A 15,198-nucleotide genomic window follows, 5' to 3' on the forward strand; every position below is an offset into this window, starting at 1 on the left:
CGCCAAGTCTCACACCCTTTCTAGCCGGGTTCGCAGTTGCAGACTTGAAGTGACTTCACCCAATCGGAACGATCGGCCAAAGCCGCTCTTTTCCGTTTGGGCTCCAGTCATTCAAGTCTGGGCGCAACTGCTCACACCCTATCTAGTCGGGTTCGACTTGGCAGTCTTGGAGTGGTTTCACAAGTCAGAAACAAGCGAATGCTTCGCTCTTTATTCTGCCTTGCTCCAACCATCCAAGCTTAAGCGCCAAGTCTCACACCCTTTCTAGCCGGGTTCGCAGTTGCAGACTTGAAGTGACTTCACCCAATCGGAACGATCGGCCAAAGCCGCTCTTTTCCGTTTGGGCTCCAGTCATTCAAGTCTGGGCGCAACTGCTCACACCCTTTTTTCCAAATAAGGGCTGGGGTCGTAGTCTTCGGGGTTGAGGCGTTGGGCTTTGTCTTGGCAGGCTTGGGCGAGTTGGTAGCCGATGATTGGACCGGTGGTGAGGCCGCTTGATCCGAGTCCTGAGGCGGCGTAGAGATTGCTATGGCCAGGGACGGGGCCATAGAAGGGGGCGTAGTCGCTGGTATAGGCCCGGGTGCCGACTTTAACGTCCCGGTAGTCTTCGGGATCGATGGCGGGGATGATGGTGCGGATTGTATCAAAGATATTCGCCATGCTGGTCATGTCGGGTTCGAGGTCAAAGCCCTTGTCGTTTTCATGGGTGGCCCCTAGGTAGAGGGTATCCTGGCCGTGAGGGATGATATCCGCTTCGCCTTCTGGCATGATGAGCGGCCAATTACTGACATCCCGATCATAGACTGTCAGCATGCCTTTTTGGGGGCGAACATCGACTTGGTAGCCGTGGGGTTGGAGCAGGTCGCCCAGCCAAGCTCCTGTGGCTAGGATGACTTGGTCAAAGGCCTGGCTCTGGCCATCTTCTGTGATGACAAGGATCTGATCATCCTGGAAGTCAATCTGGGCTTTAGCTTGGTAGCTGGTCATGCCATTCTTTGTCGCTGCCGCTTGGAGGTCCTCACAGAGCCCTTGACCATCGACAATGGCAGCTCCCTGGCGGATAGCGACTAGGTCTTGGTCGTAGGTCCATTCGTCGAGCTGGGCGCTTTGTTGGGCGGGGGTGAGAATCTCAATATCCCCAATTAGAGGGGCTTCAGGACGACGCGAGAGGGCGATTTGGTAGACATCCTCCCGAGTGCTAGGTTTTTTCTTGAGTAGCCAGGTTTCCTTGCCCTGGTAGGCTTGGCTGGGCTGGTCAGCTGCTTTTAAGTCCTGGAGCATTTCGGGATAGAAGTGGGCTCCAGCATTGGCTAGGCGGTACCAGGCCTTGTTGCGGCGCTGGGAGAACCAGGGGCAGATGATCCCGGCAGCTGCCTTAGAGGCCTGTCCTACGCCATAATCATAGAGGCTGAGGTCGATGTCTGGATTTTGGCTGAGGTAAAAGGTGGCGGTTGATCCAACAATCCCACCACCGATAACTGCAATTTTCACTTATTTATCCTCCTTTTGTTCTTCTTTGGTTTTTTTGACAGTGGAACGATTGATGAGTGGTCGCTTGAGTTTTAAGGTAGCCCACTTATTAGGCAGTTTATCTGCCAGTCGGATGTCCATATTTTGCTCGATGGCCTTCTGCTTAGCTTTACGCACTTGGTCTTCGAAGAGGCGGTCGATGTGCTGGTCGATGTGGAGGTGGCGGCTGCTGAAATGATAGCCGGCAGCGAGTACCAAGCAGAGGGCCAGGAGGAAGACAGGGATGCGGATAATCAGCACATGGTAGGCCAAGGAGAAGAAGGGGATGACCAAGAAGGCCAGGGCAGAGAGAATGGCAGCCAAGAGGTACATGATGTGGTGGCGTTTCTGCCAGAGATGGCCACAAGCGCTCTGTCGGATAAATTTGAAGAGGAAGAAAACACTGGTAGCCAGCATCAGAAACTGTAGGGGGAGCCCCAGAAGAGAGATCGGGACAGGCATGTTCCAAGCACTGTTGAGGTCCCCGTAGTAATAGATCCCATAACCGAACTGGAAGAGGGCGAAGAGCCCGTAAGTAATGACCAGGTAAATGAGTAGATAGTAGGCATAACGCGAGAAATTCTCTACATAGCGGGGGACGTCGAGATGGCGCAGTTCCTGGCGGGCATAGGCGTGGGGGTGCTTGCCCAGGGCTTCTTTGGGGGCTTGCTCCAATCGCTGGGCCTTCTCTAATCGGTCTAATAATTCACTGAGCATTTGGTCGACGGGCGCCTGCATCTCAACTTCCGTGATGACATAGCCTTTGACGGCGTAGTAGTAGAGCTGCCATGGTTGTTTGAGGGCTTGAGCCCGTTCTTGGTTTAAATCATAAAGTGGGCGGACGCCCTCTTTTTCAATACTTTCTTCTGTCACAACGTGCGCCTCCTTTAGCGAAAAATAGTTAACAGAACTCTCTATCATCTTACCGAAGTGCTGGCTAAATAGCTAGCAAAAGTCATGTGATCCGCTAACTTTTTCGTAAATAGTATGTTAATATATAAAATAAGTAAAATGATAAAACGATAAGAAAATGAGGGATGACCATGTATTACAACCAACGTTTGAATAAACCCCAACCATCTACTATCCGTATGATTGCCCAGCAGGTGGCTGAAACGGAAGGGGCTTTAAACTTTACTATTGGAGAACCCGACCTCGCAACGGATCCTAGAATCCAAGCGGCCATGACCCAGGCCCTCCAAGAGGGGCAGACGCATTACGCACCGTCGACTGGGATTCCTGAGCTGCGGGAAGCCATCGCTGCTTACTATGAACGAAGCCATGGGATGGACTTGTCTGCAGAACAAATTTTGATCACCAATGGGGCTTCGGAAGGGATTGCACTGGCGACACATTGCCTGCTCAATGAAGGCGACAAGGTACTTATCCCCTCACCATTCTTTCCTTCTTATGAACTCTGTACGGATTTGGCAGGGGGAGAAGTAGTTGCTGTCGATAGCTCAGATAACGGTTTTAAGTTGAGTCCTGACACGCTTCGTCAAGCCTTGGAAGATCATCCTGAAATCCGTTTACTGATCCTCAACTACCCTAATAATCCGACAGGGACGACTTACAGCAAGGCAGAGATCCAGGCTTTAGCTGAAGTGATCCGAGCTTACGATGTGCTGGTACTCAGTGATGAAATCTATGCGGACTTAGTTTACGATGGAGACCACTATTCGATCTACCAAGAAATTCCTGACCAAACCATCCTGATGGCCGGCGTCTCCAAGACTTACGCCATGACGGGTTTCCGAATTGGCTTCCTCCACCTGCCTGCTGACTACTATTCTTACTTCTTCACCTACCACCAAGCCTTGGTTACCTGTGTGTCAACCCCTGACCAGTACGCTGCCCTAACTGCCTACCGTGATTGTGACGATGTAGTGGCAAGCAATCTAGCAGAGTTTAAAAGACGGCGCCAGGTCTTAATAGACCGCCTATCTGCTATGGGATTGGACTTTATTCAACCGGATGGTGCTTTCTATCTCTTTGGTAAGGTCCACCCAGCTTATGGGGATGACGACTTCCGCTTCGTTGAGGACTTAATCGCCAAGGCTAAGGTCGGCGTGGTGCCGGGTTCCGTCTTTGGTCCTGGTGGCAAGGGCTGGTATCGTCTCTCCTATGCGGCTAGTTATGGAGACTTAGTGGAGGCCATGGACCGGCTGGAAGTTTTTGTAAAATCACTTTAAACATCTTTTTTTCAATTAAGAGGTTGCGACTGTTGTCCTGCCTCTTTTTTTATTTTTAAAGCAAAATTCTTTTCAAGAAACAGAGGAGGCTAGAAAGCTTGATATTTAAGTCTTATGAGCTGTTTATTAGTTTAAAATAAGAAAAATATAACAAATTCACATAAAACCGCTTCCATTTCTATGTGAAGTATGCTATTCTATGTCTTGTAGATCTGAAAGATGAAGCGATTCGCATGGTGAAGCAAGGCGGAAAAGCTTATCCTATCAAGATCTATGCGGAGAAGCTCCTCCTTAAACTGGGTCACTTGCAATAGATAAAATCTTATTCGTGAATCTATTCACTTTATGGCTTTTTTCAAAGGAAAAATGAAAACGGTTTATTGAGGCTTTGAGGCAAAAATGAAGGGAAGTCCCTAAAAAATATTGGAGGTATATGTATGGCAAAATTAGTATTAGAGGATGCGAAATACCATCGCGCGAAACCCTGGGAGATAGCCCTGTTCTCCATGAACAACTCGGCATCTAACCTTTACCTTTTTGCTTTTGGTTTCCTCACTTATTATGCGACTGGGGTGGCTGGTCTGACCACACTCTTGGTTTCTTCTGTTTTGGGTATGGCCCGTTTATTCGATGGGATCATTGACCCAACAATTGGGTTTATTATTGACAACTTCAACACGCGTTGGGGTAAGTATCGTCCGATTATGCTGGTATCAAATATTGGTCTGATCTTATCTTTCCTAATGATCTTTAACCTACATAATTTATCTGGAACGGCTCAGACAGTCATGCTATTTATTTCTTTGATTTTCCATAAAATTGTCTACTCCTTCCAGCAAACGGTAACCAAGGCTGCCCAATCAGCCCTAACCAATGACCCTGAGCAGCGGCCGCTCTTTACCTTATTTGATACGGTGTTTTCCGGGATTGGGGTTTTCTCCATTGGACAATATATCGTTTCTAACTTACTCTTGCCTCAATACCAGAATGAATACAATGGCGACTTCTTTACCGTCTTCATTCCTGGCATCTGCGTAGTTTCCCTTATCTTAACGATTCTGGCGATGATTGGTTTATCTCGTAAAGACCAAACCCGCTACTTCGGTCTTGGGCATGAAGAAGACCAGAAACTTTCCTTGCGTGATGTGTGGAGCATCGTTAAAGGCAATCGTCCGTTACAAATCTTGGCAGTCTGCGGGGGTTTCGTGAAGTTTGTGGCCCAATTAATCGGTGACCAGACTTTCCTTGTTCTCCTCTTCGGAATTATCCTTGCTGACATGCAGTTAGTCGGCCAAGTTTCCCTCTACCTCATCATTCCACAATTCATTATGATCGCTATCTTTACGCGGATTGCAGGTAAGAAGGGGCTGAAGTTTACTTATCAAACGTCGATTATTCTCGCTTTAGCTGCTTGGATTCTAATGACGGTACTCTTTGCGAGCACGACAGACACGACCCAGCTCTTCTCACCAGCCGGCTTCTTGGCTTATTGCTTCTTGGGGCTTTGGATCTGTGCTCGGATCTTCAGTGTTTACCCAACATCAATTGTTCTGACCATGTCAGCTGACATCACGGACTATGAAACCTCACGTACCGGTAAGTATGCTGCTGGAGTTATCGGAACTATCTTCTCCCTGACAGACTCTATCGCTTCTTCGCTGTCACCAATTGTTCTGGGCTTGGTTTTTGCAGGGATTGGCTATGTCGATGGCTTCCCGCAACCTAATGAACCTCTGAATCCCGCTTTGATGCAAGGGGGTTACATGCTCTTAGGCATTATTATCGCTGTCTTCGTTGTGACAGCGATCCTGATTCGCTTCTATCCACTCGATCCTGAAACCATGGAAGAAGTTCAAGCTAAGATCGCTGCCAAAAAAGCTCAAAAAGCCAATGAAACGGCTTAATTGAAAGCTAGCCAGGAAAGGGGATGCCCCTTCCTGGCTTTTCTTTTGCCTTCATCTTGCCTAATCTAGGAGGTACTTAGTATGATAGATGAATAAAAATGATGAGAATGGATAAATGACGGATAAGATAAAATAGAAATATAGGCATCAAAAAAAGCGATCTTTGCCGCTTTTTTTAGTAAATTGTGTGATGAGCATGCCTTCCGCTTTTGAATTTGTCTCTTAAATGTTTGGAGGATCAGCCCGGTTAAAGTCGTCTTGAACTTTAGTTTTATATGATTTTGCTCCAGAGGTCTACTTCTCCCGCTAGCCTTCACACTCTTAGTCGGGTTCGAGGATGCAGAAAGGGCTCCTCTTCATAAAGATCCGTCGAAGACTTTCAGTCTTCTCTGGCTTTTGGCTCCAGAGGTCTATTTCTCCCGCTAGCCTTCACACCCTTAGTCGGGTTCGAGGATGCAGAAAGGGCTCCTCTTCATAAAGATCCGTCGAAGACTTTCAGTCTTCTCTGGTTCTTTATTCCAGAGGTCCCTTTCTCCCGCATCCTCTCACACCCTTTAACTAGGCTTGAGTTTGCCGGTTCCGGTCATCTGGTGGAGGTCGTCCAAGAGGGGTTGGAAGAGGTTGAGCTTGTCAGGATTCTTTCCGGCATAGAGTTCGCTGGGGAAGTAGAGGCGCTGGTCCCCAATCTCCTGGCCGGTAACGGCGCGGATGAGCTGGCTGGCCTGGGAGAGTTCGGTTGTAGTGCCATCCTTGCTGATGATTTCTAGCTGGGTCCGTGGTTTCTTAGCATTGGGCCGGTAGAAGTCATAGGGGAGGTCGAAGTTGCTGTTTTGGGCGGTATAGTAAGTGGTGTCATAGCCCAGAGCTTGGATTTTCTCCTTGACTTCAGCCACTAGATCTTGATCTTCAGGTTCATAGGTCACTGACTTGAAGGGTTTACGGTTGATATAGCGGTGGGCTAGGTCAGTGAGGATGGGGTCGTCGCTCGTGGCTAGCCAGTGCTGGAAGTAGGTCTCCAAGACCCCATCATCCAAGTGGAGGTAGTCGGTCAAGGTCCAGTTCTCCTGGAAGAAGGGGAGGAGGAAGGGTGAGGTCTTGACGAAATATTTTGGGTTGTCCTTGTAGAGGGCCTGGGCCCGGGCTAAAAGCCGACTGAGCAGGACTTCCATGCCCCGGGAAACAGGATGGAAGTAGACTTGCATATACATCTGATAGCGGCTCACCACATAGTCTTCGACGGCATGCATGCCAGCTTCGTTGAAGATAATGCCGTTTTTTGTTGGCCGCATGACGCGGAGGATCCGGTTGAGGTCGAAGGTTCCATAATGGGTCCCGGTGAAGTAAGAGTCGCGTAAGAGATAGTCCATCCGGTCAGCATCGCACTGGCTGGAAATCAACTGGACGACTTGGGGATTGGGATAGGTGTGGTCAATGACAGCAGCTACCTTTTGGGGGAAGTCGTCGCTGATGGCGGCAAGGATTTTGTGGACCTGGCTTTCGTCATTGAGAATAATTTGCCGGGTAATAGCTTCGTGGTCGGTGTCGAAGAGCTTCTCGAAAGTATGGGAGAAGGCGCCATGACCGATATCGTGGAGGAGGGCGGCACAGAGAACGACTAGCCGCTCGCTGTCGTCCCAGAGCCCGTCGCCTTCGCTCTGTGAGGGATAGTTGCGAACGAAGCGGTCGCAGATGCGCCGGGCGATATCATAGACACCCAGGCAGTGGCTGAAGCGGTTGTGGACGGCGCCGTGGAAGGTGAGGTGGGCGGTGCCCAGCTGCTTGATCCGACGCAGGCGCTGGAATTCAGGCGTATTGATTAAGTCCAAAATCACTTGGTGTTGGACCCGGATTTCGGAATGGACCGGGTCGAGGAAGATTTTCTCGCGGATAGTCTGTTGGCTGCTAAGCGACATGGCTGGGCTCCTTTCTGCTTAAATGTCCTGGTTGCGCTTGCTCATCTTGGCCAGGTCCTTGCTGAGGTCTATTTGGTCCAGGTCAAGGAGGCTTTGGCTGGCGGTATCGGTACTTAAAACCTCTTGAATGGCTGCCTTGAAGCGGTCCAGTTGACCGAGTTCGGGCACCACATCGGAAATATTGTGCATGCTTTCGGGAAGGACATCGGGGTAGTCATCACGCTTGGCTTCTTGGACCTGGCTGGCCTGGTAGAAGTCGCGGATCAGCTGGCCGCGGCGGATCTGGTCGCCTTCTAAGGAGACATAGGCGGAAATACCAATAGCCGAACCAATTCGGCGTTGGGCGAGTCCGGCAATTTTTTTGCCTTGGAGACTGAGGTCGTAGCTACCGGGACAGTAGGACCGGGTGATTTCGCCGGCTTGGACCTGCTCTTGGTAGGGAGCGAGGACCTGGTTGATTAAGCGGAGTAGGACTTCATAAGCGTCATCGATACTGAGTCGGCCGCCAGCTGGCTTGATGAGGAGGCTGAAGTTTAGGATGCCGGGGTCACTGACGACTGCCAATCCACCAGAGGGACGGATAACTGGGCTGTAGCTAGAAGCCTTGAGGAAGTCTACACCAGCTTGGAAGTCGGGCAAGCGGGTGTCGACCATGCCGAGATAGATAGCAGGGTCGCCCGGCCAGAAGTGGAGGACAGCATCTGCTTCTAGTTCGTCCTTGCTCAAAGCGCGCAGGAGATAATCGTCCACAGCAAAAGGACGGAGGGCTTGGTCACTAGGAACGAATTCATCCACAATGGCTAAATGGGGGCTTTTTGAATAAAGGGCACTAATAATCACAGGGTTCACACTTTCTATAGATAATTTACTCTTAGTATAACCCAAATTGGCCCGGGACAAAACGCTTGAGGCCTTTTCTTTTGCCTGTATTTCGTGTAGGATTAGGGGAAGACAAGTGGAGGTGGCCAGATGTCCAAAGGAAAACAAGCAGTCCATGTGAATTTAAGAAATCGGATCAGTCAAGCAGGTTCTAAGGAAGACCTGCAATTGAATAGTCAGGGGGCTTACTTCCGTTTAGGGGAAAAGCACTATCTCGAATACCAGGAAGAACAAGCCGACCAAGCGCCTGCTCAAGTCCGCGTCAAAGTCGACTTGAAAGCGGGACGGGCTCTCATCCAGCGGCGGACCGCTGAGGGGGCCATGCGCCTGCCCCTAGTTGTGGGTCAAGCTATTCCTACCCATTATCAGGTCGGGGCTTACCGGATCCCCATGACGGTTGAACTTAAGTCCTTGAACCATGACTTTGGGACGGATAAGGGCAGCCTGCGCTTGGTCTATGAGATCTCAGGCCTCGACGACCAGCCCATCCGTCATGAATTAAAATTGCATTACCACGCTGAAATAGTGTAAAATTATAAGGAATGGATTTTTTTGATACCTACTATAGAGGAAGCTTGAAAGGATGAATAATCAGTGAAATTAGAACGTTTAGATCATCAAAATAAATCAGAGCTCTCAATGATTGAAGTGGCCCACGAAATCTTAAGAGAAAGTAACCAAGTTTATGAATTTAACCACTTACTAGAAGAGGTCCAAGAGTATATGGGATTGACTACCGATGAATTGGAACAACGGATGGTACTCTTCTACACCCAAATGAATGCCGATGGGTCCTTCATTTCGCTAGGGGAAAACCGCTGGGGGCTTCGAGCTTGGTACCCTGTGGATTCTATTGATGAAGAAATTATTTCGACGATTGATGATGATGACATCAAGAAGAAACACAAACGCTCGAAGAATGTCCTCACTGCCTTGGATGAAGATGTCATTGACTACTCAGACGACGATCCAGAAGACCATGAAGTGGACGAAGATGACTATGATTATGAGGATGAAGACGAGGACGAAGAAGATGAAAGCCGGGAATTGAATGATTACCGGGCTGATCTTGACGAACTCGGCGATGATGATCCGGAAGATGAACTAGAGGACGGCCTAGAAGGCGACCTAGGGATTATTGATGATGATGATCTGGATGCGGATGAAGACGAGGACGATGATCTCTAAGTCTCGGCTTCTGGATGCGATGGTGCCTGATGAAATAGTATGCTGACCATCTATTACTGGTCAGAACTTACTTATACGAAGCTGATTTTTATTGCTAGCTTATATCAATCATGCCTATCAAATTCCAAAATATAATAATTTCAACTTGACTTGAAAGTTTTTTTGCCTTAGAATTTTATTTGGGCACTTTAAGAACGATAGTGAGTGAGCTCCTATTCCAATCGCGGAATGGGAGTTTTTTTGTTTTTTGTCCTGGAGTGTTCGCCTCAATTTATGGGAAAGGTTGGACAAAAAAATGACACAAGAAACTAAGTATATCTTCGTAACGGGAGGCGTTGTTTCATCGATTGGTAAGGGACTCTTGGCGGCTTCCTTGGGCCGGCTCTTAAAGAACAAGGGCTTGGCTGTGACCCTGCAGAAATTTGATCCTTATATCAATGTCGATCCAGGGACGATGAGCTCCTACCAGCATGGGGAGGTCTATGTGCTCGATGATGGGACGGAGACGGACCTGGACTTAGGTCACTACGAACGCTTGACGGATAGTCCCTTGAACCAATATTCCAATGTGACGACGGGCAAGATCTATTCCGAAGTACTGGCCAAGGAGCGCCGGGGAGACTATCTGGGGGCGACGGTCCAGGTGATTCCCCATATTACGGATGCCATTAAGGAGAAGGTTCTCTGGGCAGGTCATTCGACCCAGGCAGATGTGGTGATTACGGAGATTGGAGGGACCGTGGGCGATATCGAGTCCCAGCCTTTTATGGAGGCTATCCGCCAGCTGAAAAAAGACCTAGGCGCCAAGAATACCTGCTATATCCATACTACCCTCCTGCCTTACCTGGAAGCAGCAGGGGAGCTGAAGACCAAACCTACCCAGCATTCAGTAAAGGAATTGCGGAGTCTAGGTATCCAGGCCGACTTCTTAATTGTCCGCAGCCAGCTGGCTATGCCAGAAGGGATGCGGGCCAAGCTCGCCCGCTTCTGCGATGTAGAAGAAGACCATATTATCGAAAACCGGGATGTAGAAACCATCTACGCCCTGCCGCTTGCCCTCAAGGCCCAGGAACTAGACGATAAGGTTTGCCAGGCCCTAGCTCTGACTGGCCTGCCTGAAGCCGACATGACCAGCTGGACCCAGCTTGTGGACCGGGTGGTGACGGTTAAGGACAAAGTGAAGATCGCCTTGGTCGGCAAGTATGTCGCCTTGCCCGATGCCTATCTTTCTGTAGCGGAAGCTCTCCGCCATGCAGGCTACCAGGAAGGCCTAGAAGTGGACATTGACTGGGTGGATGCGGAAAGCTTAAGCCCTGACCAGGTCCACCAAGCCTTGGCCGGGGCGGATGGTATCCTGGTGCCCGGAGGTTTTGGTAGTCGGGGGATTGAGGGGAAGATCCGCGCCATCCAATACGCTCGCGAAGAAGGGGTAGCTTTCTTAGGGATCTGTCTTGGCATGCAGCTAGCTTGTGTGGAATTTGCTCGCCATGTCTGCGGTCTCCCCAAAGCCCAGTCTTCTGAGATTGATAGCCAGACGTCTGACCCTGTGATTAGCTTGATGGCCGACCAAGTGGGGCAGGCAGAGCTCGGTGGCAGCCAGCGTTTGGGTGCCTATCCCTGCCGCTTGCTTGAGGGCAGCCTGGCCCAGTCCCTCTACGGCCAAGCAGAGATCAAGGAGCGCCACCGCCACCGCTATGAATTCAATAATGCCTACCGTGACCAATTAGCAGCAGCTGGGCTCAAGTTCTCTGGGCTTTCGCCTGACGGGCGCCTGGTTGAAATCGTGGAATTGCCCGACCATCCTTTCTTTATCGCCAGCCAGTTCCACCCTGAATTCTTATCCCGTCCAGATCGTCCTCATCCGCTCTTTAGGGGCTTGGTCCGGGCAGCTAAGGGACATTAATTGTTCTTTTATCTATGAAAAACTTTCAACTTTAAACTTTTCTTAAAAACTTCGATTGGGGCTGTCAAACGACTGAATATCCGTTATAATGTTAACTTGAGAAGATAGTAATTTTTTTAATTTTATCGATAGAATACTTGCGCCTGATCGAAAGCTCACTTAGCGGGGGACCGGTTGGGAACGAAAGGAATGCAAAATGAAAAAGTTTATCATAAATGGTGGTAAACCGTTAAAGGGAGAAGTTTTAGTTAGCGGTGCTAAGAATAGTACGGTCGCTTTGATTCCTGCTGCTATTATGGGGAATAGCCCAGTCAGTTTAGACGGTGTGCCAGACATTGCTGACGTAAAGGCCCTTATTGAAATTTTGGAAGATTTTAACTGTGAAGTGTCTTTTGAGAACAACCATTTAGTCATTGATCCAGAGAATATGGTCAATATTCCGATGCCGGAAGGAAAAATACAGAGTCTTCGGGCATCCTATTATTTTATGGGCGCCTTATTAGCTAAGTATGGGGAAGGAGTAGTTGGCTTGCCAGGGGGCTGTTCCATTGGTCCACGTCCTATCGACCTCCATATTAAGGGCTTTGAAGCGCTGGGAGCAGTGATTGAGAACCAACAAGGGGCGATTCACTTTTCCACCCCTAACGGCCTCCATGGGGCAGAAATCTATATGGATGTGGTGAGTGTAGGCGCGACCATCAATGTCATGCTGGCTGCAACCATGGCCAAGGGCAAGACGACCATCGAGAACGCGGCCCGCGAACCGGAGATTATCGATGTGGTCTCCCTGCTCAATAAGATGGGGGCTAAGATCAAGGGGGCCGGGACTTCTACTATCCGGATTGAAGGGGTGGATGAGCTGACTGGAACTAACCATCAGATCATTCCCGACCGAATCGAGGCCGGGACCTATCTGACCGCAGCAGCTGCTATCGGTCAAGGGGTTACTGTGAAGAATGTGATCTTTGAACATATCGAAGGTTTTGTCGCTAAGATGGGTGAAATGGGTGTGCAAATGGATATCTATGAAGATGAAATCTATGTTCATCCCGCCCAAGACGACCTGGCTATGGTCAGCATTAAGACCATGCCTTATCCAGGTTTTGCGACTGACCTCCAGCAGCCTATCACGCCACTCTTACTCAAGGCACAAGGTGAGGGAACCATTGAAGATACGATTTATCCTAAGCGTATTAAGCACATTCCTGAACTCGTCCGCATGGGCGCCCAGGCCAAGGTTCTTAATGACCAGATCCACCTCTCCGGGCCGAGTTGTCTCCGAGGCGCAGAAGTGACTGCTTCTGACTTACGGGCAGGGGCCTGCTTGATCAATGCTGCCCTGATGGCAGAAGGCCGTACAGATCTTTATGGTGCTGAGCATATCCTGAGAGGCTATGATAAGATTGCCGACAAGCTCCAACACTTGGGCGCTGATATCGAATTAGTCGAAGAATAGAAAAAATAAAAAATCACATTGCATTGCGCGATGGGATGTGGTAACATATCAATGTTATGTCAAAATAATCTCTGGCTAGCAGATAGCCAGGGCGCAAAGGAGAGAAAGAATAATGAAACAAGGCATCCATCCAGACTACCAACCCGTTGTATTTATGGATACAACAACAGGTTTTAAATTCTTATCTGGCTCAACTCGTGGGTCAAGCGAAACTGTTGAATGGGAAGATGGGAACACTTACCCATTGATCCGTGTTGAAATCTCATCAGATTCACACCCATTCTACACTGGCCGCCAAAAATTCACGCAAGCCGATGGTCGTGTGGACCGCTTCAACAAGAAGTACGGTTTTGCAGACAAAAATGCTTAAGAAATGGTCTCTTGACCAAGCCGAGCAGCTCAATCGAGCTGCTCTTTTTTTCGCCTTATAGGCAAGTTTCTGATAGGATAGGGGGAGAAGGAGGAAAGGATATGAAAAAACACGAGCGATGGGGCACTTAGAGGTTTCTGAAGTGGGGATGGGCTGTATGGGTTTTTCCCATGGTTATGGTCCTGTTCCTGCTAAGGAAGAGAGTATCCAAGCGATTCGAGCAGGCTATGAGGCGGGCTGTACCCTCTTTGATACGGCGGCTTCTTATGGTAAGGAAATGTTCTATCCTGGGCACAATGAAGAACTTTTGGGCCAGGCCCTAGCGCCCTTCTGCCAAGAGGTCTATTTGGCTAGCAAGGTTCACTTAGAGGAAGGTAAAGTAGCCACTCTTAGTCAAGTTAAAGCTTATGTGCGTCAACAATTGGAGGGGTCTTTGCAGCGCTTGGGAACGGATTACTTGGATATCTACTATCTCCACCGGATCAATGAAGCTATTCCCTTAGCGGATGTAGCAGGAGCTATGGCGACTTTATCCAGGAAGGCTTGATCCGCGAGTCGGGGCTCTCTCAGGCTTCTCTACCAGCTATCGGCCCACCGCGTCACCCCCTTAGCAGCTGTTCAGAATGATTCCTATACCAGGATCCAAAAACCAGGATCGTATCTTAGTGAACTTAGCCCCTGCGAAAATTCACTTTACGCCCGAGGAATTTGAGACCTTAAACGAAGCCATTGATCGCTTCAAAATCCATGGCCATCGGGGGCATGTGGAAAGTGAACAGGCTTCTTTTGGCCGGAATTAGTCAGGCCAAGAAGACAGCTAGAAGCAGTCGTCATCTCGAAAAAAAGGTCAACTAGTCTCAAGCTTCTAGGTGAGCACTTGGCAGGGTTGACCTTTTGTTTTAATCCCCTTCTGCTTCGGAAGGGGCTGAGCGTTTGACCGCCTCTTGGAGTTGCTGGATATAGGCTTGGCCGATTGGGTTGAGGGGGTGGAAGTTGTGGGTGATGTAACCAATCTCAATCGCTTCCTCGCAAGCTAAGGGCTTGGCCAGGATGTCGCCACCATTGAGGTCGGAATTAATAATCCCTGAGCAGATGGTGTAACCATCCAGACCGATCAGTAGGTTGAAGAGGGTGGCCCGGTCAGATACAATAATTGATTTGTCTGCTACATGGTCGGCCAGGACCTCCTCCCAATAATAGAAAGAATTGTGGACGCCTTGTTCGTAGCTGAGCTTAGGATAGGGAGCCAGGTCGTCCAAGGTCAGCTGGGCACGGTCGGCTAGGGGATGGTTGGCGTAGATAAAGATGTGGGGCTCTGCTTGCATAAGGGGCGTGAAGCTAAGGTCGCGTTCGGCTAAGGCATTAGCGATGACTTGCTGGTTGAAGCGGCTGCGGTAGAGGACACCGATTTCAGACCGCTGGTTGGCGACATCTTCAATTACCTCATAGGTCCGGGATTCCTTGAGAGTCGCCTGGTACTTGGGGTAGGAGTTCTCCTTGAGCAGACGGACGAAGGCATCTACGACGAAGGCATAGTGCTGGGCCGATACGCTAAAGATTCGCCGGGGCCGTTCGCTTTCCTGGTAGCGGGTCTTAAGTAGGTCGACCTGGGCAAGAATTTGTTGGGCATAAGTTAGGAAGTCTTCTCCCGCTTCAGTCAACACAGCTCCTTTCTTGCTTCGCTTAAAGAGTTGGACTTCCATTTCCTGTTCCAACTCCTTAATGGCATTGGAGAGAGAGGGTTGGGAGAGATAGAGGGCCTTGGCTGCCTGGGTAATGGAACCCGTCTCAGCCACCTTGCTGAGGTATTGTAATTGTTCGATGCGCATAGGAAATCCCCTCACTTTCTGTTTTGATCCATTATAACGAAAGTTAGATTCTAGG

At 49.5% G+C, this 15,198-nt stretch carries 14 protein-coding genes; 9 read left to right on the forward strand and 5 right to left on the reverse strand.

Annotated elements, in window-relative coordinates:
• Positions 1 to 375: 375 nt before the first annotated feature.
• Together QP860_RS08505 and QP860_RS08510 are read right to left on the reverse strand one after the other, a co-directional pair.
• Complete coding sequence (locus QP860_RS08505) at positions 376 to 1,491, reverse strand: NAD(P)/FAD-dependent oxidoreductase (protein ID WP_070617270.1); 1,116 nt, start codon at positions 1,489 to 1,491, stop codon at positions 376 to 378.
• Entirely contained in the window at positions 1,492 to 2,382 is an 891-nt protein-coding gene (locus QP860_RS08510) for a hypothetical protein (protein ID WP_284912565.1), read from the reverse strand. It lies immediately after the preceding gene.
• Positions 2,383 to 2,552: 170 nt separating this feature from the next.
• On the opposite strand from QP860_RS08510, the gene QP860_RS08515 reads away from it, so the two are divergent.
• Both QP860_RS08515 and QP860_RS08520 read left to right on the forward strand, forming a co-directional pair.
• Positions 2,553 to 3,701 carry a pyridoxal phosphate-dependent aminotransferase gene (locus QP860_RS08515; protein ID WP_284878945.1) on the forward strand — a complete coding sequence of 383 codons (1,149 nt, stop codon included), beginning with the start codon at positions 2,553 to 2,555 and terminating at the stop codon, positions 3,699 to 3,701.
• Positions 3,702 to 4,138: 437 nt separating this feature from the next.
• A complete protein-coding gene (locus tag QP860_RS08520) occupies positions 4,139 to 5,605 on the forward strand; it encodes an MFS transporter (RefSeq protein WP_070617264.1) in 1,467 nt (488 codons plus the stop codon).
• A 554-nt stretch (positions 5,606 to 6,159) separates the two neighbouring features.
• Here QP860_RS08520 and QP860_RS08525 read toward each other — a convergent pair.
• Together QP860_RS08525 and QP860_RS08530 are read right to left on the reverse strand one after the other, a co-directional pair.
• A complete protein-coding gene (locus QP860_RS08525; RefSeq protein ID WP_070617262.1) occupies positions 6,160 to 7,518 on the reverse strand; it encodes an HD domain-containing protein in 1,359 nt (452 codons plus the stop codon).
• An 18-nt stretch (positions 7,519 to 7,536) separates the two neighbouring features.
• Positions 7,537 to 8,358, reverse strand: a complete 822-nt coding sequence (locus QP860_RS08530) for a lipoate--protein ligase family protein (protein WP_070617260.1) — start codon at positions 8,356 to 8,358, stop codon at positions 7,537 to 7,539.
• 129 nt (positions 8,359 to 8,487) lie between these two features.
• Between QP860_RS08530 and QP860_RS08535 the strand changes: the two genes are divergently transcribed.
• The 7 genes from QP860_RS08535 (at position 8,488) to QP860_RS08565 (ending at position 14,114) form a co-directional block, all read left to right on the forward strand.
• The gene (locus QP860_RS08535; RefSeq protein WP_070617259.1) at positions 8,488 to 8,928 is read left to right on the forward strand and encodes a YwiB family protein; all 441 of its coding nucleotides are present in this window, start codon (positions 8,488 to 8,490) and stop codon (positions 8,926 to 8,928) included.
• 63 nt (positions 8,929 to 8,991) lie between these two features.
• Positions 8,992 to 9,585, forward strand: a complete 594-nt coding sequence (rpoE, locus tag QP860_RS08540; RefSeq protein WP_070617257.1) for a DNA-directed RNA polymerase subunit delta — start codon at positions 8,992 to 8,994, stop codon at positions 9,583 to 9,585.
• Between the two features lie 295 nt (positions 9,586 to 9,880).
• The gene (gene pyrG / locus QP860_RS08545) at positions 9,881 to 11,488 is read left to right on the forward strand and encodes a CTP synthase (RefSeq protein WP_284912567.1); all 1,608 of its coding nucleotides are present in this window, start codon (positions 9,881 to 9,883) and stop codon (positions 11,486 to 11,488) included.
• A gap of 196 nt (positions 11,489 to 11,684) precedes the next feature.
• Entirely contained in the window at positions 11,685 to 12,944 is a 1,260-nt protein-coding gene (murA, locus tag QP860_RS08550) for a UDP-N-acetylglucosamine 1-carboxyvinyltransferase (RefSeq protein ID WP_070617254.1), read from the forward strand.
• Between the two features lie 112 nt (positions 12,945 to 13,056).
• The gene (locus QP860_RS08555; RefSeq protein ID WP_067974368.1) at positions 13,057 to 13,314 is read left to right on the forward strand and encodes a type B 50S ribosomal protein L31; all 258 of its coding nucleotides are present in this window, start codon (positions 13,057 to 13,059) and stop codon (positions 13,312 to 13,314) included.
• A 157-nt stretch (positions 13,315 to 13,471) separates the two neighbouring features.
• The gene (locus QP860_RS08560; RefSeq protein ID WP_246818915.1) at positions 13,472 to 13,861 is read left to right on the forward strand and encodes an aldo/keto reductase; all 390 of its coding nucleotides are present in this window, start codon (positions 13,472 to 13,474) and stop codon (positions 13,859 to 13,861) included.
• 76 nt (positions 13,862 to 13,937) lie between these two features.
• Positions 13,938 to 14,114, forward strand: a complete 177-nt coding sequence (locus QP860_RS08565; RefSeq protein WP_246818914.1) for a hypothetical protein — start codon at positions 13,938 to 13,940, stop codon at positions 14,112 to 14,114.
• Between the two features lie 99 nt (positions 14,115 to 14,213).
• On the opposite strand, the gene QP860_RS08570 is transcribed toward QP860_RS08565, so the two are convergent.
• Positions 14,214 to 15,143 carry a LysR family transcriptional regulator gene (locus QP860_RS08570; RefSeq protein WP_070617252.1) on the reverse strand — a complete coding sequence of 310 codons (930 nt, stop codon included), beginning with the start codon at positions 15,141 to 15,143 and terminating at the stop codon, positions 14,214 to 14,216.
• Positions 15,144 to 15,198 lie beyond the last annotated feature (55 nt).

It is taken from the genome of Aerococcus sp. UMB1112A, from assembly GCF_030230715.1.
GTDB lineage: Bacteria > Bacillota > Bacilli > Lactobacillales > Aerococcaceae > Aerococcus.

Excerpts from the sequence above, each read along its gene's own strand:
- pyrG (WP_284912567.1), top strand. The coding sequence starts at position 9,881 with ATGACACAAGAAACTAAGTATATCTTCGTAACGGGAGGCGTTGTTTCA.
- QP860_RS08555 (WP_067974368.1), top strand. The coding sequence starts at position 13,057 with ATGAAACAAGGCATCCATCCAGACTACCAACCCGTTGTATTTATGGAT.
- QP860_RS08565 (WP_246818914.1), top strand. The coding sequence starts at position 13,938 with ATGATTCCTATACCAGGATCCAAAAACCAGGATCGTATCTTAGTGAAC.
- QP860_RS08560 (WP_246818915.1), top strand. The coding sequence starts at position 13,472 with ATGGGTTTTTCCCATGGTTATGGTCCTGTTCCTGCTAAGGAAGAGAGT.
- QP860_RS08520 (WP_070617264.1), top strand. The coding sequence starts at position 4,139 with ATGGCAAAATTAGTATTAGAGGATGCGAAATACCATCGCGCGAAACCC.
- QP860_RS08535 (WP_070617259.1), top strand. The coding sequence starts at position 8,488 with ATGTCCAAAGGAAAACAAGCAGTCCATGTGAATTTAAGAAATCGGATC.
- QP860_RS08515 (WP_284878945.1), top strand. The coding sequence starts at position 2,553 with ATGTATTACAACCAACGTTTGAATAAACCCCAACCATCTACTATCCGT.
- QP860_RS08570 (WP_070617252.1), bottom strand. The coding sequence starts at position 15,143 with ATGCGCATCGAACAATTACAATACCTCAGCAAGGTGGCTGAGACGGGT.
- QP860_RS08525 (WP_070617262.1), bottom strand. The coding sequence starts at position 7,518 with ATGTCGCTTAGCAGCCAACAGACTATCCGCGAGAAAATCTTCCTCGAC.
- murA (WP_070617254.1), top strand. The coding sequence starts at position 11,685 with ATGAAAAAGTTTATCATAAATGGTGGTAAACCGTTAAAGGGAGAAGTT.